Origin of the sequence: Streptosporangium sp. NPDC000396 (assembly GCF_042898655.1) — a bacterium.
In the GTDB taxonomy this organism is placed as follows: Bacteria; Actinomycetota; Actinomycetes; order Streptosporangiales; family Streptosporangiaceae; genus Streptosporangium.
Genome location: NZ_JBIAZA010000002.1, coordinates 335079 through 352300 on the forward strand (window position 1 = coordinate 335079; position 17222 = coordinate 352300).

Sequence of the window (17222 nt, forward strand, 5' to 3'; positions counted from 1 at the left end):
GGGCGACTTCAACCCAGCACGATCTCGCCGAAGGATGTGACGTTTCGGCCCCACCGGTAGCTGTGCCCGGCCATGAGGGCCAGGCCGTACTCCTGCACCTCCGGCGACCGCTGATCGGCAAGGCCTGGGCTGGGCAGCAAGGCCGTTACCTTTGCGCCTGTGTATTCCCCGATTGAGCCATATGACCAGGGCATTCCCGGGGTGCTGGTCCACGGCAAGCTCGACGTGAGCGGGCCTCTTGAGACGGCTTGGGAACTACACAAGAACTGGCCTGGCAGCGAGCTGGTAGTCGTCGATGAGGGGCATGGTGGGACTGACATGGCGGCGCAGGTGGTCGCTGCAACGAATCTGTTCCGCTGAACAGGCCGGGGGCGGCCGGTGACGCGCTCGTCAGCCGCACGGGGGCTGCGCCGACGTTCAATGATCTACGAACAGGGGCCGGGGACGCGAAAAGGGCCCCCGTTGCCGGGAGCCCTTTTTCGTGGCGGTGGAGGTGGGATTTGAACCCACGGATAGGTTGCCCCATCACACGCTTTCGAGGCGTGCGCCCTCGGCCACTAGGCGACTCCACCGCCGAGCAGCTTACCGGATAACCGCTATTGCTCGCGCATCCGGCGAACGGCGAAGAACTCGGTCAGGACTTCGGCGCATTCGTCCTCAAGCACTCCCATGACGACCTCGGGCCGGTGGTTGAGGCGGCGGTCCCTGACCACGTCCCACAAAGAGCCGGTGGCGCCCCCCTTGGGGTCCACGGCACCGTAGACGATCCGGTCGACTCTGGCCAGCACCGAGGCCCCCGCGCACATCGTGCAGGGTTCCAGCGTGACCACCAGCGTGCAGCCGGTCAGCCGCCATTCCCCGCGCGCCCGCGCCGCTTCCCGGAGGGCGAGGATCTCGGCGTGCGCGGTGGGATCGCTCAGGGACTCCCGGTCGTTTCCGGCCTGGGCCAGCACGGATCCGTCCGGGCCGACGACGACCGCGCCGACCGGCACCTCCCCGCGGGCGCCGGCCTGTACGGCCTGGGCCAGGGCGAGCCGCATCTCCGGGACGTAGTCCGTCACCGCAGCCGCCCGGCCCCGCGGCGGTCGTCCGTCACCGCAGCCGATCGAGCTCGTCCGCGAAGGCCAGCCGCTCGGCGATCACCGAGAGCGTGTCCGCCGGGAGCACGCCCTCTTCCATGCTGAGCTCGATGAGCTCCTCGGGGCTCACGCCGAGATCGCTCAGAAGCTCGAAGTCACCCGCGGGCCGTATGCCCAGCTCAGAGTTCTCCTTGTCCGGTACGACCCCGGCCAGCTCGGTGAAGAGCTCCCCGAGGCCGTCGGTAAGACCGGCCTGGGCGTCGGACAGGAACGCGCGGGGTTCCTCGTCACCCTGGTAGCGGACGATCGCGAACCACTCGTCCTCCACTTCGACGCACAGCAGAGCCAGTTCGTCACCGTTGAGCCCGAGATGCTCCTGGACGGCATCGCCTAGGTCATCGGCGATCTCGACAGATTCGAGATCGATTTCTGCACCGTTCCATCCGTCCGCGGTGCGGACGAAGGCTGCCGAGAACACGCTGTTGCCTGAGGGTCTGGAGGACATGGCCGATCTCCCAAGGTCAGCCGAACATCGAGTCGATGGCGCGTTCGAACGGCTCGGAGAAGCCGAGCCGCGCGGCGATGCTGGACAACACGTCCTCGGGAAGCAGGTCGATGTCTCCGGAGAGGATGCCGAGCTCCATCTCGTCGAGGCCCAGATCGGCGAAGATCGACAGATCCCCGGCGGGGAGTGCCGTCTCCTCGTCCTGGAGGATCGCGTCGAGCTCGTCCTCGTCGGGCACCGGCACGTCGAGGTATTCCAGCACCTGCTCCGCGAGCGGGAAGTCCCAAGACGCGGCGATGTCGGAGAGGAAGACCTCTACCCGCTCGCCGAACACTCGTAACGCCACGAAGAACTCATCCCCCACGGCGACCAGGCCAATCGTTCCGTTCATGCTCGGCTGCTGACGCAGGGCATGAATCAGGCCGTGGAGATCCGAGGTGAGCGCCACCGGGAGCATCTCCGCTTCCCAGCTGCCCTCCTCGCGATAGACCACGATGGCAAAGTCCAGCGAGTCTTCGTCTGACATGGCCATCCCCAGCGATACGTCCTCTACGGATGTCAATGCTTTCAGAAGCGGCCCATGAGCGTACGCCTCTCCGACCAAATTGTGATCAAATCCGCGTGCGCGCGCCCTGCCCCGCTTCCCCCAGCCTGTTATCCCCTGAGCAGCCATTCAGGATACCGTTGGCTCCCATGGAGACCCTGGTCGTCGACCACCCGCTGGTGGCCCACAAGCTGACCGCACTGCGGGACGCGGACACGGATTCACCCACTTTCCGGCGCCTCGCCGACGAGTTGGTGACGTTGCTCGCCTACGAGGCGACCCGTCAGGTCCGCGTCACCGAGGTGACGGTGGAGACCCCCGTCGCCCCGGCCCGAGGCGTGCGGCTGGCCCAGCCGTACCCGCTGGTGGTTCCGATCCTCCGCGCCGGTCTGGGCATGCTGGACGGCATGACCCGGCTGCTGCCGACGGCGGAGGTCGGGTTCCTCGGGATGATCCGCAACGAGTCCACGCTGAAGGCGGAGACCTACGCCACCCGGCTCCCCGACGACCTGTCCGGCCGCCAGGTCTACGTGGTCGACCCGATGCTGGCCACCGGGGGCACCCTGGCGGCGGCGATCGAGTTCCTCTTCGAGCGCGGCGCCGACGATGTGACCGCCCTGTGCCTGCTGGCCGCCCCCGAGGGCATCGCCTACATGGACAAGGTCTTCGCGGGGAGCAACAAGCCGATCCGCCTGGTGACCGCGGCTCTGGACGAGCGGCTGAACGAGAACGGCTACATCGTTCCGGGGCTCGGCGACGCCGGCGACCGCCTCTACGGCGTCGTCTGAGGGATCTTCCATTCCGGGAGGAGAATCGCTCCAACACTTCTTCGTTACAGAGTGTGATTATGTGGGTACCAGGAGTAGCGAAGATATCTCTTCTGTGTTCCCGGTCCGCGCGACCGCGGGCGCACACCAGGGAGAACCATGAGCGAGCGAATCATTCCGGACACGGAGCCGGACCCCTACGAGAGCGTCAGTGCCGCACTGCGGGATGAGTTCTCCGAGGTCCATCCGGCTGCCACGGTGACCCGTTGCATAGAGGCGGCGCACTACGGGGCACTGGAGGTCACCGGTCATGCCCACCCCGGGCTGGTCGAGCGGATCGCCCGCAAGCATCTCGAGGTCCTCGCACTGGTCGCGAGCGAACGCGGATAACGAAGATCACATCGGCTCGGCGGGTCTTTTTTCGGCAAGCCGAGACCGAATGGGTTGATGCGCTTTACCTCACGAATGGCGTGGGTAATGTATACGGCGGGTGCAGTGGGTGAGTGGGCGGTAGGAGGCCAAAGTGCAGGTCAAGAAAGTTCTCACATACGGCGGCATCGCTTTCGTGGCGTTTTTCCTGTTCACGAGACCAGGTGACGCCGCGAACGCAGTCAGGGGGGCCATGGACACGGTGTATAACGCGGCCGATTCTCTGGCCCAGTTCGTTTCCCATCTGTCATGAGGCTTGTGACCCACGGGGACTCGGCTCCCTCGTCGGTCAACCGCTACCTACTCCCCCACGAACACCAGGTCATCATGGTGCGGCGTCACCCGGCCGTGCTACTTCGTCCGGTTGCCGAGGTCTTCGGCGGCCTGATCCTCGCTGGACTGCTGAGCAAGTGGTTCGGTGACCAAGGCGGCAGCGGCGCGCTCGTCATCGTGTGGTGGGCGTGGCTCCTGCTCCTGATCCGCTTCGTCTGGAAGGTCGCGGAGTGGTCGGTCGACTACTTCGTGGTCACCTCCAAGCGCATGCTGCTCACCACGGGCCTGATCACCCGCAAGGTGGCGATGATGCCGCTGGGCAAGGTGACCGACATGAGCTTCCAGCGTTCGCTTCTGGGCCGCATGCTGGGATACGGCGAGTTCGTCCTGGAATCGGCTGGTCAGGATCAGGCCCTGTCGACGGTCACCTACATCCCCTACCCGGAGACCCTCTACCTTGAGGTCTGCCAGATGCTGTTCCCCGGGGGGAACGACTCGGATGATTAGCGTCTTCAGGCCCCTTATGGCAGGGGGGTAGGAAAGAGTCAGCCAGAGGATTCTTCACGTGGGGTTACCCGATTCGCCTGCTTCATGCAATCATGGCGGAAACATTGACCATCCCCCGCCCTGAGAGATCAGATGCCGAGTCAGGGAACCATCGGTGACCGCGTCCGCGGACTGCGGCTGAGCAGGCGCATGTCTCAGGCCCAATTGGCCGGGCCTGACCTCTCCGACAGCTACGTCTCCCTCATCGAGTCCGGCAAGCGCACGCCGACCCCCGTGGTCGCGCGCCTTCTCGCCGAACGGCTGGGGTGCACCACAGAGTTTCTGCTGCACGGGATCGAGCCGCGCCAGCGTATCGACACCGAGCTCGGTCTCCGCCACGCGGAGCTGGAGCTGCAGCACGGCGATCCGTCCGTGGCCGCGGAACGGTTCGGTGAAATCGTCAAGGTCGCCGGCGAGGAAAACGCCATGCTGGCCGCGCACGCCCGGCTTGGCCGGGCGCGGTCCCTGGAGTCCCAGGGCAAGCTCGGCCCGGCGGTGGAAGCGTTCGAGCGGCTCCGCCGTGAGGCGGCCGCCCATCCCGAACGGCTGGCCGACCTGCCCCTGACGGTGGCGCTGAGCCGCTGCTACCAGCGCGCCGGAGACACCCTGCGTGCCCACGACCTGGCCGCCCACGCGCTCGCCCAGGTGAACCGGCTGGCCCTCACCCAGGGTGAGATCGCCGTGGACCTGGCCGCCTCCCTCGTGGAGACCGAGTCAGGCCGCAGCCCGCACTCACCGGGCCTGGCCTACGTTCAGCGCATTCTGTCGGTCAACGGCGTCCCCGCCGCGGTCAACCGCACCGCCGAGATCCACTCTCTCTGGCAGGCGAGCATCGCCGCCGCCGAGGGCGAGGATTCGGCCCTGGCCGTCCGCCTCGCCGACGACGCGATCGCGACGGGTCGTCCGGCTCGGATGGCGTTCCGGCTCGCTCGCATCGCGATGGAGTGGGCCCGGCTCACCGCCGCTCTCGGCGAACAGTCGCTCGACGAAGCCGGCAAGCTCGCCGCCTCCGCGAGCGAAGTCTTCGCCAAGTTCCCCGACCGCGCCTACGAGCACGCCAAGAGCCTTGTCGTGCTCGCCTACGTCCAGCTCAGGAGCGGCGACGCGGACAAGGCCGCTCACCTGGCCCAATCCGCTCTCGACGCACTGAACAACCAGGCCAGCCCGGTCGCGGCCACCGCGCACCTGGTTCTCGCCGAGGTCGCGCTCGCGCGCGGCGAGGACAACGCGGCGGCCATCCTGCACAGCGCCTGCCAGCTGCTCGATGCCCTGCGGCCGGGGCTCTCCGCCCCCGACCGGGAGGTCGCGCGGGTCTGGCGTGAGCTCGGCGACCTGTACGGTCGCGTCGGCGCCGGTGAGGAGCAGATGAGCGCGTATCGTAGGGCGCTTGAAACCGCCGGAGTGCGTAGTGCGATGGTGGGGGTGACGGTCGATTCGGCGCTGGTGCGGTAAGACCCTCCGCCTCCTTTGAGCTCCGGATTTGTTTTTCTGCGTCCGGAATAATTAGGGTCGACCAGTCATTGACTCATAGGATGATTGGTTTCCCCGGAGGAGGCGGACCGTGAGTCTGCGTACGGCGCAGCGAGCGTCCCTTGTCGACCAGGTGATCGATCAGCTCAAGGAGCAGATCACTTCGAACTCCTGGCAGATGCACGCGAAGATCCCCACCGAGACCGTGCTCGCCGAACAGCTAGGGGTCGGGCGGAACACCGTGCGCGAAGCGGTAAGGGCACTCACCCACGCCGGTCTGCTGGAATGCCGCCAGGGCGACGGCACCTATGTTCGCGCCACGAGCGAGCTGTCGGGGGCCATGCTGCGGCGGCTGCGCACCGCCGAGCAGCTGGAGATCCTCGAAGTACGGCGTGCGCTGGAAGTGGAGGCCGCCCGTCTGGCGGCGACGAGGCGCACCGAGGCCGACATCGTCCAGATCGAGGCCGCCCTGGCCGAGCGCGAGCGAGCCTGGGAGCGCGGCGAGCCCAACGCGTTCGTCGAGGCGGACCTCGCCTTCCACGTCGCGGTCGTCAAGGCGACCCACAACCGGGTTCTGAGCGACCTCTACGAGGACTTCTCGGCTGCCCTGCGTGCCAGCATCACCGCCGCGGGAACCTCGCTCAACAGCACCTACATCCCCCACGACGCCATCGCCCGGGCCATCGCGGCCGGTGACGCGGCCGCGGCCGAGCGCGCCGGTCACGCGTGCATGGAGCACATCCTGATCGCCCTGACCGAGGCTCAGGAGCTGTCCGCCTAGTCCGGTTCCGCGACAACCGGTCCGCTCCAACGACAAGGGCCCCACCCCCCGCATGGGTTCTCGTGGTCGTCTCCCGAAGCTCGGGTGTAGCGACGATCACGAGAACCCAAGCCGTCCCGGGGGGTGGGGCTTTTCCGTTGGCCGATGGGTTTCGCCGGGTGCGTCAGGGGAGGCGCCGGGACATCACCAGGTAGCGGAAGGCGGGCTCGGCGTCGCCGGGGACCTCGGTGATCAGAGCGGCGCGGCCCGGGGACTGCATGTTGAGCCGGACGAACTCGGTCTCGACCCCGGCCAGGCCGTCCAGCAGGAACTGCGACTGGAAGGCGATCTGGATGTCGTCACCGGACAGCTCGGCGTCCAGCACCTCGGCACCGCGGCCGATCTCGCCGCCTCCGGCCTGGATGAGCACCCGTCCCTGACCGAACGACAACCGGATCGCGGTGTTGCGCTCGGCGACCAGCGCGACGCGCTTGATCGCTTCGATGAACGGGGCCACGCGCACGTCGGCCCGGATCGGCCAGTCGTCGGTCAGCCGCGAGCGATAGTCGATGAACTGCTCATCCAGCAGGCGGACCGTGGTGCTCCGGCCGACGCTCTCGAACCCGGCGACACCGTCGCCCAACCCCACCGACACCTCACCCCCGCGCAGCGACCTGGCCACCTCGACGAGCACGCGGGCGGGCACCATCGCGGCGGCCGTGACGTCGGCCCGCTCTGGACGCCAGTCGAACTCTCTGGCCGCGATGCGGTAACGGTCGGTGGCGGCCATGGTCACGGTCTCACCGGCGATGTCGATCCGGACGCCGGTCAGCATGGGAAGCGCCTCGTCTCGGCTGGACGCGGGGGCCACCTGACCGACCGCGCTCGCGAAGATCCCGCCGCCGATCGCACCGACCTTGGGCGGCGTCGCCGGCAGGGTCGGGAAGTCTTCCACCGGCATGGTGAGCAGGGCGAATTCGGCGCTGCCGCAGGTCAGCACCGCCTCGGAGCCACTGGCGACGATCTCCACCCACCCGGCAGGCAGGCTGCGGCTGATCTCCGCGAGGATCCGGCCGGGGATCAGCACCCTGCCGGGCTCCACGACGTCGGCCTCGACCGAGGCACGGGCGGAGACGTCGTAGTCGAAGGCCGACAGCACGAGATCGACATCAGCTTCCAGGAGCAGGCCGGAGAGCACGGGGACAGCCGGACGATTCGGCAGCACTCGGGCGGCCCAAGCCACCGCGTCGGCCAGGACATCACGGTTAACCCTCAGCTTCACCCGATCATCCCTTCGTCCTGAACGGCACGCCAAGTGCGAGAAACCGCACTCCAACAGAACGGTAGCCGGTGTGACCGACAGAACCTTCAGACGGTCATCTCCCCCTCCCCGGATGAAAGGTAGGTGACCTGCGCGAAGAGATGTTCAGACTGGTTGTTCAGCCGCCGGGGCCCGTTTTCCCGGCCTCCCTCGGCTCACCGGATCGGCTCGCTCAGAACTTGCCCAGCCACTCCGTGACGGCCGCCACGAACAGGTCCGGGTTCTCGAAGGGCAGCCCGTGGCCGGCCGGGACCTCCTGATAGCTCGCGCCGTGGATCCGGTCGGCCATCTCTCGCTGGTGGTGCGGGGGCACGATCAGATCATGGGCACTGGCGAGGATCATCGTCGGGGCCTTGATCTCCTGGAGCATCGAGGAGATGTCCACCCGGCTGTCCAGTTCGATCTGGCGCAGGATCCGCTCGTGGAGCAGCGCGGCGAATCCGGCGGAGGCCTCCTCGAAGTCACGGGTGCTGCGGGCCGCGACCGTCTCCGGGCCCATCGCGGTGATCTGGAGAAGCCGGGCGAGCAGTTCCTTGTCGGTGCGGAGCAGCCGGGTCCAGTAGTCGAACTGGAAAATCTCGCGGGGACCGCTGGTGACCCACCCCGCGTGGGCGAACAGCGTCAGGACCTTGGCACGGTGGCGGGTGGCCACAGCAGTGGCGACGACCGCGCCGAGGGAGTGGCCGACGACGTGATACTCCCTCAGCCCGGCGTCGGCCGCGGCCGCGGCCACCTGGTCGGCGAGAGCCTCGACGGTCAGCGGCTCACCCTGGTCGGCGGTCTCTCCGGCACCGGGCAGATTGGGAGCCACCACGGTGAACCGGTGCCCGACAGCCTCGACGAGCGGCGCCCAGTTGTTGTCGGCGTCGGCGCCGGTGCCGTGGACAAGCACCAGGCCCGGTCCCGAACCGGTGACGCGGTAGTCGACGGATGTGGTTCCCACGGTCACGAACGGCATGGATGTCTCCTTGAAAGACGGGGTGTCAGGTGAAAGCACGGGGAAGCACCGGTTGCCGGCGCATCTCGGCAACCAGGTGGGGAAGCGGCGGTTCAGCCAGGTCGGCGATGAAGGCGGAGGAAGACGCACGCGGAGGCGACGGTGAAGAGAGCGATCATGATGAGGGTCAGATGGAAGGAGCCGGTGTAGACGTCGACGGCGTGCGGCGGGGTCCCGGCCAGGTCTCCGGCGACCACGCGGTTGGCGAGGTCACGGTCACCGTCCAGACTCGACTGGGTCAAGCTGACCAGCAGGGCTCCGGTGACGCTGACCGCCACCGCCTCACCGGCCAGGCGCATGGTGTTGAACACCCCGGAGGCCATCCCCGCGCGCTCGGGCGGCGCGGCGCTGACCGCCGCGTTGTCGATCAGGCCGAATGCCAGCCCGACCCCGAGGCCGAGGAGGAACAGCGGGCCCGTCACCTGGGTCCAGCCGCCCGAGGGGGTCAAGGTCACCAGCCACAGGTCGCCCATGGCGATCAGGACCAGGCTTGCGGTCAGCAGCGCCCGCAGCGAGAACCTTCGGAGGAGCGTTCCCGCCGCCATCGGCACCAGCACCACCGGCAGGCCCAGCGGTGCCATGGCGAGACCGGCCTCGAAGGGACCGGCTCCTGCGGCCGAGCGGAGATAGAGCGGCAGGTAAGTGGCGGGGGCGACGAATCCGAAGCCCATCGCGAACACCATCCAGATGACCGCCAGGAACCGGCGATCACGCAGCAGGCTCAGATCCAGCATCGGCTGGGTGCCCAGCCATTCGATCCTGACGAAGATCAGGAGCAGGGCGACCACCCCCGCGAACATCGCCGCCACGCTCCAGTGCGTCCAGCCGAGCTGGGGCCCCTCGACGGTCCCCAGGGTGAACAAGGCGAGCGCGCCGGTGAAGGTCAGCGCCCCCGCCCTGTCGAACCGTGTGGCCCGCGGATCACGGGATTCCTTCATGTACGGCACGCCGAGCGCGACGACGGCCACTCCGACCACGACGTTGGACAGGAAACCCGCCCGCCATCCGCCCAGGGCCAGCAGCCCTCCACCGACGATCGGCCCGAACGCGATGCCCGCTCCGAAGGCCGTGCCGAGGAGGCCGAACGCCCGGGCGCGGGCCTTCCCCTCGAAGGTGGCGGCCAGGACGGCGCTGCCCGCGGTGAGCACGCCGGTCGCCGCGGCGCCCTGGACGACCCTGGCCACGTTCATCACCAGGATCGTCGGGGCGAGGGCGCAGACCAGCGAGGCGAGGGCGAACAGCAGGGTGCCGAGCGCGAAGACCCGCCTGCGGCCGAACCGGTCGGCCAATGCCCCCGCGGGAAGCATGCACGCGGCGAACGCGACGTTGTATCCGTGCAGGACCCACTGCTGGCCCACCAGTCCGGCGTCCAGCTGCCGGCCGAGGGCGGACAGGGCCAGCGCCGGGGCCATCACCGACAGCGGCAGCATCGTCCCCGCCACCGCCACCGCGACCAGGGTGACTCCCGGCCGGTGCCTGGCCTGTTGTGAAAGTGCCACGCCATCGCCTCTCAGAACTCACTGCAACGAACGAGAGCTGACGATAGACAGAGTTCTGATAATCAGTCAAACCCTGATATCAGTAAGAGGCCAGGTATGCTGGCGGGCATGCGAATGCCTCCGGAGGAGCGACTGGGCATCCACGTCAAGCGAGCGGAACAGGAGCTGATGGCGCTCAAACACGTGGCGCTCAAGCCCTCAGGGCTGACCGTGCCGCAATATTCGGCGCTCTACTGCCTGGCGGATGCCCCCGGCATGTCGGCCGCCGCGCTGGCGAGGGCGTGCCTGGTGACGCCGCAGACGATGGCCACGATCCTCGGCAACCTGGAGAACAAGGGCCTCATCGAGCGCACCCCCCACCCGTGGCACCGCAACGTGCTGGAGACCACGCTCACCGACGAGGGCCGCCGGGTTCTGGAGCAGGCCGACATCGCCGCCTCGGCGATCGAGATGGCCCTCAGCCAGAGCTTCTCCGCCGAGGAGCGCACCCAGCTCGTCGAGCTGCTCTCTCGCCTGTCGGACGCCATGCACGCCCAGGCCCGGCAGGTCCCTGGTGGCTGTAAGGCCTTGGCCCCCTTCAGCCGTGCCCAGGCCGGCGACTCCGGGGAGCGGTCGTAGGAGCCCGCCGAGGGGTGGCCTCCGCGGGCCGCTCCTCAGCCGCGGGCGGCGTTGAGGTAGGCCAGGACGGCCAGGACGCGGCGGTTGTCGTCGTCGGAAGGGGCGAGATCGAGCTTGCCGAAGATGCTGGCCGTGTGCTTGCCGACCGCGCTCTCGCTCAGGAACAGGCGCTGGGAGATGGCGGCGTTGGAACGGCCTTCGGCCATCAACTCCAGCACCTCGCGCTCGCGCGGGGTCAGCGCGCCGAGCGGCTCGTGCCGGGCGGTGCTGGCCAGGAGCTTGGCGATCACCTCGGGGTCCATCGCGGTGCCCCCGGCGGCGACCCGGCGGACCGCGTCGACGAACTGCTCGGCGTTGAACACCCGGTCCTTGAGGAGGTAGCCGATCCCTCCGGAGCCGTCGGCCAGCAGCTCGCGTGCGTACAGCTGCTCGACGTGCTGGGAGAGCACGAGCACCGGCAGGCCGGCGACGGCCTTGCGGGCGGCCAGCGCGGCCTGGAGCCCTTCGTCGGTGAACGTGGGCGGAAGCCGTACGTCGACCACGGCCACGTCGGGCCGCTTCTCCGTCAGCGCCCTGAGCAGCTCGGGCCCGGATTCGACCGCGGCGACGACCTCGAAGTCGTGCGCCTGGAGCAGGTGAACCAGGCCGTCCCTCAGGAGATACAGGTCCTCAGCGATGACGACTCTCAGGCTCACCGGTCCAACCCTAGACGCGCCGACGCGGCCCGCGCCATCAAGTGCCGGCGCGCGTGCACGGCGGGGATCGCCATGGCCACGCCGTACATGGTGAGGCCCAGGAGGATGTTGAAGACGATCAGCGGCCACTGCCACGGCTCGGGCAGGTAGAGCGCGAGGAACCAGCTGCGCTCCTCGAAATCGATGATTTTCAGGACCATCACGACCAGGCCCTGCGGGAACAGGGGGAGCCAGCCGAGCCCCCAGCCGAACGCGACGACCGCGTGCTTCCAGCGTGGCATCTGGACCTTCTCGTCAGGCTCCGACCAGGCCAGCGCGTACGGCAGGTCGATCGTGGCCGTGGTCGGGCCGCCCGGCGGGCTGCTGATCGCGAGCACCCCGTCGAAGGCCGCCAGCCGCCGCTCGACGCCCCGCAGGCCGCTGCCCCGCGAAGGGTCCGCGCCGCCCGCGCCGTCGTCGGTGACGGTGACGCGCAGCGTCCGGCCCTGCCGGCTGATGTCGATCCACACGCGTTCGGCGCCGCCGTGCCGGGTCGCGTTGGTGAGCAGCTCGCTGATCGAGAAATAGGCCGCCGACTCGACGGGCGGGTCCGGTCGCGTCTCCAGCTCGACGGTGACCGTGACCTTCAGCGGGCTGTCCAGCGCCAGAGCCCGTACGGCGTCGCCGAGCCCGCGCTCGGCCAGGACCGGCGGATGAATGCCCCTGACCAGGTCACGCAGCTCGGTGAGCGCCGCGGAGGAGGCGTCGCGCACCTTGGCCAGCAGTACCTTGGCCGCCGCCGGGTCCTTGTCCATCAGCTCCTCGACGGCGCCGAGCGTCATCCCCATGGCGACGAGCCTGGCCTGGGCCCCGTCGTGCAGGTCGCGCTCGATCCGCCGCAGCTCGGCCGCCTGGGAGTCGGCGGCCTCCAGGCGGGCCTGGTCGAGCTGCTGGACCCGGCCGGCCAGCAGGGCCTTGGCCGTGGGCGACAGCAGCAGGTGGTTCCACCACCCGTACGCCCTCAGTAGCCAGGGCGTCGCGGCCACCGCGGCGAGGGCCGCGACGAACCCCGCAGGTGTGGCGACCGGGCTCGGGTACCACGGCGCCGCCAGGCAGCCTCCGATCACGACGAAGGGCAGCAGCAGGAACGTCCCGGCGATCACCGGGTTCAGGCACAGCCACAGGCCGTCCCGCCAGGTGGCCGGGTCGGTGAACAACCACCTCATGCGGTCGTTCCATGCGGGCCACCACGGCGTCTTGTAGAGCTGGCGCTGGTAGCGGTACCAGCCGTCGGGCTGGGGCCGCGGCGGGGGCGGCGGGGGCAGGTAGGACGGCGCTACCTCCGTGCCCAGCCACCGGCCGGTCAGCTTCCTCGCGAGCATCGTGCGGCGCCTGATCAGCTTGATCAGCGGGGGAAAGAGGAGGATCAGGCCTACCCCCATCATCACCGCGGCGATCAGGGCGATCGCCGCCAGGACGACGTCCGCCAGGGCCAGCAGCCCCAGTGCCAGAGCCCGGCCGATCATCACCGCATGTCGTCTCATGGCCAGAAGTCTCGGCGATCGGACGCGCCGTGACCATTGGCGCTGAACACCACCCGAAGGTGGGGATAGCTACACCCCTGCCCGGTGCCCAGACGGATTCCGGGCGGCTCGGAGGATTCCTACCGTCGTCGGCATGAAGGTCATCGAGGTCAGCAACCTCCGAAAGCGCTACCGCGACCGGCTCGCGGTGGACGACGTGTCGTTCGCCGTCGAAGAGGGCGAGATTTTCGGCGTCCTCGGCCCCAACGGGGCCGGCAAGACGACCACCGTCGAGTGCGTCGCCGGCCTGCGCACCCCCGATTCCGGCACCGTGAAGGTGCTCGGCGGCCTCAGCGGCACCAAGCTCAAGGAGCGGCTCGGCGTCCAGCTGCAGAGCTCCGCGATGCCCCCGAGGATCAAGGTCTGGGAGGCGCTCGACCTGTACGCCTCCTTCTACCGGACGCCCGCGGACTGGGTCGCCCTGATGGAGCGGGTGGGACTCGCGGACAAGCGGGACACCCCCTACGGCAAGCTCTCCGGCGGCCAGCAGCAGCGGCTGTCCATCGCGCTGGCGTTGATCGGCAACCCTCGCGTGGCGATCCTGGACGAGCTGACCACCGGTCTGGATCCCCAGGCCCGCCGGGACACCTGGGAGCTGATCGAGCAGGTCCGCGCGGACGGGGTGACGGTCGTGCTGGTCACCCACTTCATGGAGGAGGCCGAGCGGCTCTGCGACCGGCTCGCGCTGATCGACTCCGGCCGGGTGGTCGCCATCGACAGCCCGTCCGGGCTGGTGTCCCGGATCGGGGATTCACAGCGTGTCAGGTTCCGGTCCTCCCGCGCCTTCGACGACGCGGTGCTCAGTGCCCTGCCCGAGGTGACCGGGGTGAGCCGCAGCGGCGGCCAGGTCGAGGTCACCGGCACCGGCGACCTGCTCCTGGCGGTCACCACCGCCCTGGCCGCGGCCGGGGTGACCCCCTCCGACCTCCGGGTGGAGCAGGCGACCCTCGACGATGCCTTCCTCGCCCTCACCGGAAAGAAGATCACCTCATGAACAAGATGATTCTCACCGAGGCCAAGCTCTTCCTCCGCGAGCCGAGCGGCCCGATCTTCGCGGTCCTGCTTCCCCTCGCGCTCCTGCTGGGGCTGGGAAGCATCCCCGGATTCCAGGAGGCGAGCCCCGAACTGGGCGGCCAACGGGTGATCGACACCCAGCTCCCCGGCATGATGGTGATCCTGTCCGTGGTGACGATGGCGCTGACCGCGCTGCCGGCCGTCCTGGTGACCTACCGGGAGAACGGCGTGCTGCGCCGGATGTCCACCACCCCGGTCAGCCCGGTCCGGCTGCTGGTCGCCCAGGTCGTGAACAACATCGCGGTGGTGCTCGTCGCTACCGCCCTGCTGATCGGCCTGGGCAACCTCGTCCTCGGCGTGGCCATGCCCAGGAGCCCGCTGCCGTTCGTGGGCGTCTTCGTGCTGGGCAGCGCCTCGATGTTCGGCCTGGGCCTGCTGATCGCCGCCATGGCGCCCAGCGCCAAGTCCGCTCCCGCCATCGGCTCGCTCCTGATGTTCCCGCTGCTCTTCATGGCCGGCATGTGGGTCCCGCGGGAGCTGCTCCCCGGCCTGGTACGGCGGATCGGCGACTTCCTGCCGATGGCGCCGTTCGCCCAGTCACTCCGCGACACGTGGGCGGGCCACGCGCCGCAGCCGCTGCACCTGGCGGTGATGGCGGCGACCGTGCTGGTCACCGGTGTGCTGGCCACGCGGCTGTTCCGGTGGGAGTAGTCACGGTCCCGTACGGCCTGCTCCTCGGAAGCAGGCCGTACCTTATTTGACTGATCGTTCTTATTAGGCGTACGGTTCTCGCATGGCGAGGACGAAGGAGTTCGACCCGGAGACCGCCCTTCAGGCCGCGTTGGAGCTGTTCTGGGAACGGGGCTATGAGGCGACCTCCATGAGCGACCTGGTCGACCATCTGGGAATCGGCCGGGCGAGCCTGTACGCGACGTTCGGAAACAAGCACGAGCTCTATCTGAAGGCCCTGGAACGCTACCTGGAGACCCGCGACCCGTCACCTGTGGTGATGCTGTCGCAGCCGGGGCCCGCGCTGCCGGCCGTACGGGGGCTGGTCGAGCTCTACACCGAGGATTCCATTCGTGACCAGCGGCGGCGCGGCTGCGCCATCGTGAACGCGGCCGGCGAGATGCTTCCCGGCGACGAGAAGGTGGCCCGGTTCGTGGATGCGAACTGGACCGCGCTGGAGACCGCGCTGACCTCGGCGCTCATCCGGGCCCAGGCGCAGGGAGAGCTGTCCCGGGACCGCGACCCGCGGGCGCTGGCCCGGTTCCTGCTGGTCTTCCTGCAAGGGCTGCGGCTGGTCGCCAAGGGGCCGCCGGACCCGGCCCGGCTGCGCGACGCCGCGGCCCAGGCCCTCACCATTTTGAACTGATCGATCTAAAATATGGGGATAATCATGAAATTTCAGGACAAAGTGGTTTTGGTGACCGGAGGCGGGGCGGGCATCGGCCGGGCCGTCGCGCAGGGGTTCGCGCGGGAGGGCGCCCAGGTCGTGGTGGCCGCGCGAGGCCGGGACGCGCTCGACCAGACCGTGAAGCTGATCGAGTCCGACGGCGGCCGGGCCACCGCGCTGAGCGCGGACGTCTCCGACTCCGCCTCGGTCGCCGGGTTGGTCGAGCAGATCATGGAGCGGTACGGCCGGCTGGACATCGCGATCAACAACGCCGGGGTGCTCGCCGCCGGCGAGGTCGCCGACCAGGCCGAGGAAGACTTCGCCCGCGTGATCGACGTCAACCTGAACGGGGTCTTCCTGTCGATGAAGCACGAGATCCCGGCGATGCTGGCCGGTGGCGGCGGGGTCATCGTCAACTTCAGCTCCCAGATCGGACAGCACAAACGCCTCCCCGGGTTCGGCGCCTACTCCGCGTCCAAGGCCGGGGTGACGGCGCTGACGCGCACCGCGGCCCTGGAGTACATCGGCCGGGGCATCCGGATCAACGCGATCAGCCCCGGGCCGCACGACACCGCGATGTCCATGCGGCCGGGTGAGACGGAGTCCGACCGGGCGGCTCGCCTGAAGACCCAGCTCCCGATCGGGCGAGTCGGCTCCCTCGACGAGATCACCGGCACCGTCCTCTGGCTGGCCTCCGACGACGCGGGCTTCGTGGTCGGCAGCGACATCGTGGTGGACGGCGGCTCCACCGCCTGATCAGGACCCAGGCCGGGTGGCGCCGTTCACGGTGAGCATGATGGAGTAGACCGAGGCCGAGGCCGTGATGAACATCCGGTTGCGCTTGAGGCCGCCGAAGCAGAGGTTGGACACGGCCGCCTCGGGAATGTGGATCTTGCCGATCAGCGTGCCGTCGGGGTCGAAGCAGTGCACGCCGTCCCCGGCCGCGGCCCAGATCCGCCCGGCGGTATCGACGCGGATGCCGTCGAAGACGCCGGCGGTGCACTTGGCCGGCACGTCACCGCCGGAGAGCGTGCCGTCCTCGTTCACCCCGAACACCCTGATGTGGTTGATCCTGGTGTCGACGACGTAGAGCCTGGACTCGTCCACGGAGAACGCCAGGCCGTTGGGGCGGACGAAGTCGTCGGCGACGATCCGGACCTCCCCGGTGACCGGGTCCACGCGATAGACGTGGCAGGCTCCGATCTCGCTCTCCGCTCGATGGCCCTCGTAGTCGGTGTCGATGCCGTAGGACGGGTCGGTGAACCAGATCGATCCGTCCGACTTCACCACCACGTCGTTGGGGCTGTTCAGCCGCTTGCCCTCCCAGCGGTCGGCGATCACCGTGATGGAGCCGTCGTGCTCGGTCCGGGTGACCCTGCGGTTGCCCTGCTCGCAGGAGACCAGCCGGCCCTCGCGGTCGACGGTGTTGCCGTTGGTGTAACCGGCGGGCTGCCGGAACGGGCCGACCGCGCCGGTCATCTCGTCCCAGCGAAGCATCCGGTCGTTGGGGATGTCACTCCAGACCAGGAACCGACCGGCCGGGAAGTAGACCGGGCCCTCGGCCCATCGGCACCCCGTGTAGAGCCGCTCGATCCGGTCGTCACCGCGACATGCCTTGAACCGGTCGTCCAGCGTCTCGAAGCGCGCCTCAACCGTCTCCATCACTCACCCTCCAGATTTCATCCGGTATTACTAAAGAACACAGGATGACATTCGGTCAAGCCAGTTAATCTCCGATTGACATTCG

General features: G+C 68.8%; 21 protein-coding genes and 1 tRNA gene. 11 read left to right on the forward strand and 11 right to left on the reverse strand.

Going from position 1 to position 17222, the window contains the following annotated elements:
• Positions 1–8: 8 nt before the first annotated feature.
• Positions 9–140 carry a hypothetical protein gene (locus tag ACFY2X_RS04025; protein ID WP_389931933.1) on the reverse strand — a complete coding sequence of 44 codons (132 nt, stop codon included), beginning with the start codon at positions 138–140 and terminating at the stop codon, positions 9–11.
• A 19-nt stretch (positions 141–159) separates the two neighbouring features.
• On the opposite strand from ACFY2X_RS04025, the gene ACFY2X_RS04030 reads away from it, so the two are divergent.
• Positions 160–360: an alpha/beta fold hydrolase gene (locus tag ACFY2X_RS04030; protein WP_389931934.1), complete on the forward strand. Its 201-nt coding sequence runs from the start codon at positions 160–162 to the stop codon at positions 358–360.
• A 122-nt stretch (positions 361–482) separates the two neighbouring features.
• Here the strand turns inward: ACFY2X_RS04030 and ACFY2X_RS04035 are convergent.
• The 4 genes from ACFY2X_RS04035 to ACFY2X_RS04050 all read right to left on the reverse strand — a co-directional run bounded on the left by ACFY2X_RS04035 (position 483) and on the right by ACFY2X_RS04050 (position 2110).
• Positions 483–572, reverse strand: a tRNA-Ser gene (locus tag ACFY2X_RS04035).
• A gap of 24 nt (positions 573–596) precedes the next feature.
• Positions 597–1040: a tRNA adenosine(34) deaminase TadA gene (tadA, locus tag ACFY2X_RS04040; protein ID WP_389932340.1), complete on the reverse strand. Its 444-nt coding sequence runs from the start codon at positions 1038–1040 to the stop codon at positions 597–599.
• A gap of 52 nt (positions 1041–1092) precedes the next feature.
• Positions 1093–1584: a tRNA adenosine deaminase-associated protein gene (locus ACFY2X_RS04045; protein WP_389931936.1), complete on the reverse strand. Its 492-nt coding sequence runs from the start codon at positions 1582–1584 to the stop codon at positions 1093–1095.
• Positions 1585–1600: 16 nt separating this feature from the next.
• Positions 1601–2110, reverse strand: a complete 510-nt coding sequence (locus tag ACFY2X_RS04050; RefSeq protein WP_389931937.1) for a tRNA adenosine deaminase-associated protein — start codon at positions 2108–2110, stop codon at positions 1601–1603.
• A 167-nt stretch (positions 2111–2277) separates the two neighbouring features.
• Between ACFY2X_RS04050 and upp the strand changes: the two genes are divergently transcribed.
• The 5 genes from upp (at position 2278) to ACFY2X_RS04075 (ending at position 6394) form a co-directional block, all read left to right on the forward strand.
• The gene (gene upp, locus ACFY2X_RS04055; RefSeq protein WP_389931939.1) at positions 2278–2916 is read left to right on the forward strand and encodes a uracil phosphoribosyltransferase; all 639 of its coding nucleotides are present in this window, start codon (positions 2278–2280) and stop codon (positions 2914–2916) included.
• 138 nt (positions 2917–3054) lie between these two features.
• Positions 3055–3285, forward strand: coding sequence for a hypothetical protein (locus tag ACFY2X_RS04060; RefSeq protein ID WP_389931941.1), 231 nt, complete (start codon positions 3055–3057; stop codon positions 3283–3285).
• A 288-nt stretch (positions 3286–3573) separates the two neighbouring features.
• Positions 3574–4104 carry a PH domain-containing protein gene (locus tag ACFY2X_RS04065; RefSeq protein WP_389931943.1) on the forward strand — a complete coding sequence of 177 codons (531 nt, stop codon included), beginning with the start codon at positions 3574–3576 and terminating at the stop codon, positions 4102–4104.
• Positions 4105–4236: 132 nt separating this feature from the next.
• Entirely contained in the window at positions 4237–5595 is a 1359-nt protein-coding gene (locus ACFY2X_RS04070; RefSeq protein ID WP_389931945.1) for a helix-turn-helix domain-containing protein, read from the forward strand.
• A gap of 109 nt (positions 5596–5704) precedes the next feature.
• Positions 5705–6394: a FadR/GntR family transcriptional regulator gene (locus ACFY2X_RS04075; protein WP_389931947.1), complete on the forward strand. Its 690-nt coding sequence runs from the start codon at positions 5705–5707 to the stop codon at positions 6392–6394.
• A 163-nt stretch (positions 6395–6557) separates the two neighbouring features.
• Here ACFY2X_RS04075 and dnaN read toward each other — a convergent pair whose 3' ends face one another.
• The 3 genes from dnaN to ACFY2X_RS04090 all read right to left on the reverse strand — a co-directional run bounded on the left by dnaN (position 6558) and on the right by ACFY2X_RS04090 (position 10190).
• Entirely contained in the window at positions 6558–7655 is a 1098-nt protein-coding gene (gene dnaN, locus ACFY2X_RS04080) for a DNA polymerase III subunit beta (protein ID WP_389931949.1), read from the reverse strand.
• A 211-nt stretch (positions 7656–7866) separates the two neighbouring features.
• A complete protein-coding gene (locus ACFY2X_RS04085; RefSeq protein ID WP_389931951.1) occupies positions 7867–8652 on the reverse strand; it encodes an alpha/beta fold hydrolase in 786 nt (261 codons plus the stop codon).
• Between the two features lie 92 nt (positions 8653–8744).
• Entirely contained in the window at positions 8745–10190 is a 1446-nt protein-coding gene (locus ACFY2X_RS04090) for an MFS transporter (protein ID WP_389931953.1), read from the reverse strand.
• A gap of 108 nt (positions 10191–10298) precedes the next feature.
• Here ACFY2X_RS04090 and ACFY2X_RS04095 point away from each other — a divergent pair, with 108 nt between their 5' ends.
• Complete coding sequence (locus ACFY2X_RS04095) at positions 10299–10808, forward strand: MarR family winged helix-turn-helix transcriptional regulator (protein ID WP_389931955.1); 510 nt, start codon at positions 10299–10301, stop codon at positions 10806–10808.
• A gap of 35 nt (positions 10809–10843) precedes the next feature.
• On the opposite strand, the gene ACFY2X_RS04100 is transcribed toward ACFY2X_RS04095, so the two are convergent.
• Together ACFY2X_RS04100 and ACFY2X_RS04105 are read right to left on the reverse strand one after the other, a co-directional pair.
• Positions 10844–11497, reverse strand: coding sequence for a LuxR C-terminal-related transcriptional regulator (locus ACFY2X_RS04100; RefSeq protein WP_389932343.1), 654 nt, complete (start codon positions 11495–11497; stop codon positions 10844–10846).
• 2 nt (positions 11498–11499) lie between these two features.
• Positions 11500–13026 carry a sensor histidine kinase gene (locus ACFY2X_RS04105; RefSeq protein ID WP_389931957.1) on the reverse strand — a complete coding sequence of 509 codons (1527 nt, stop codon included), beginning with the start codon at positions 13024–13026 and terminating at the stop codon, positions 11500–11502.
• Positions 13027–13159: 133 nt separating this feature from the next.
• Here ACFY2X_RS04105 and ACFY2X_RS04110 point away from each other — a divergent pair, with 133 nt between their 5' ends.
• From ACFY2X_RS04110 to ACFY2X_RS04125, 4 genes are all read left to right on the forward strand, one after another.
• Positions 13160–14059, forward strand: a complete 900-nt coding sequence (locus ACFY2X_RS04110) for an ABC transporter ATP-binding protein (protein ID WP_389931959.1) — start codon at positions 13160–13162, stop codon at positions 14057–14059.
• On the forward strand, positions 14056–14790 hold the full coding sequence (locus ACFY2X_RS04115; protein ID WP_389931961.1) for an ABC transporter permease: 735 nt from the start codon (positions 14056–14058) through the stop codon (positions 14788–14790). Before ACFY2X_RS04110 ends, ACFY2X_RS04115 begins: the two co-directional genes overlap by 4 nt.
• 82 nt (positions 14791–14872) lie before the next feature.
• Entirely contained in the window at positions 14873–15454 is a 582-nt protein-coding gene (locus tag ACFY2X_RS04120; RefSeq protein WP_389931963.1) for a TetR/AcrR family transcriptional regulator, read from the forward strand.
• A gap of 24 nt (positions 15455–15478) precedes the next feature.
• Entirely contained in the window at positions 15479–16231 is a 753-nt protein-coding gene (locus ACFY2X_RS04125) for an SDR family NAD(P)-dependent oxidoreductase (RefSeq protein ID WP_389931965.1), read from the forward strand.
• On the opposite strand, the gene ACFY2X_RS04130 is transcribed toward ACFY2X_RS04125, so the two are convergent.
• Positions 16232–17137, reverse strand: a complete 906-nt coding sequence (locus ACFY2X_RS04130; RefSeq protein ID WP_389931966.1) for an SMP-30/gluconolactonase/LRE family protein — start codon at positions 17135–17137, stop codon at positions 16232–16234. It lies immediately after the preceding gene.
• Positions 17138–17222: the final 85 nt, after the last annotated feature.

Bases quoted from the DNA above. Each gene is read 5' to 3' on its own strand.
- tadA (WP_389932340.1), bottom strand. From the start codon at position 1,040: ATGCGGCTCGCCCTGGCCCAGGCCGTACAGGCCGGCGCCCGCGGGGAG.
- ACFY2X_RS04045 (WP_389931936.1), bottom strand. From the start codon at position 1,584: ATGTCCTCCAGACCCTCAGGCAACAGCGTGTTCTCGGCAGCCTTCGTC.
- ACFY2X_RS04050 (WP_389931937.1), bottom strand. From the start codon at position 2,110: ATGTCAGACGAAGACTCGCTGGACTTTGCCATCGTGGTCTATCGCGAG.
- upp (WP_389931939.1), top strand. From the start codon at position 2,278: ATGGAGACCCTGGTCGTCGACCACCCGCTGGTGGCCCACAAGCTGACC.
- ACFY2X_RS04060 (WP_389931941.1), top strand. From the start codon at position 3,055: ATGAGCGAGCGAATCATTCCGGACACGGAGCCGGACCCCTACGAGAGC.
- ACFY2X_RS04065 (WP_389931943.1), top strand. From the start codon at position 3,574: ATGAGGCTTGTGACCCACGGGGACTCGGCTCCCTCGTCGGTCAACCGC.
- ACFY2X_RS04070 (WP_389931945.1), top strand. From the start codon at position 4,237: ATGCCGAGTCAGGGAACCATCGGTGACCGCGTCCGCGGACTGCGGCTG.
- ACFY2X_RS04085 (WP_389931951.1), bottom strand. From the start codon at position 8,652: ATGCCGTTCGTGACCGTGGGAACCACATCCGTCGACTACCGCGTCACC.
- ACFY2X_RS04095 (WP_389931955.1), top strand. From the start codon at position 10,299: ATGCGAATGCCTCCGGAGGAGCGACTGGGCATCCACGTCAAGCGAGCG.
- ACFY2X_RS04105 (WP_389931957.1), bottom strand. From the start codon at position 13,026: ATGAGACGACATGCGGTGATGATCGGCCGGGCTCTGGCACTGGGGCTG.
- ACFY2X_RS04110 (WP_389931959.1), top strand. From the start codon at position 13,160: ATGAAGGTCATCGAGGTCAGCAACCTCCGAAAGCGCTACCGCGACCGG.
- ACFY2X_RS04115 (WP_389931961.1), top strand. From the start codon at position 14,056: ATGAACAAGATGATTCTCACCGAGGCCAAGCTCTTCCTCCGCGAGCCG.
- ACFY2X_RS04120 (WP_389931963.1), top strand. From the start codon at position 14,873: ATGGCGAGGACGAAGGAGTTCGACCCGGAGACCGCCCTTCAGGCCGCG.
- ACFY2X_RS04125 (WP_389931965.1), top strand. From the start codon at position 15,479: ATGAAATTTCAGGACAAAGTGGTTTTGGTGACCGGAGGCGGGGCGGGC.
- ACFY2X_RS04130 (WP_389931966.1), bottom strand. From the start codon at position 17,137: ATGGAGACGGTTGAGGCGCGCTTCGAGACGCTGGACGACCGGTTCAAG.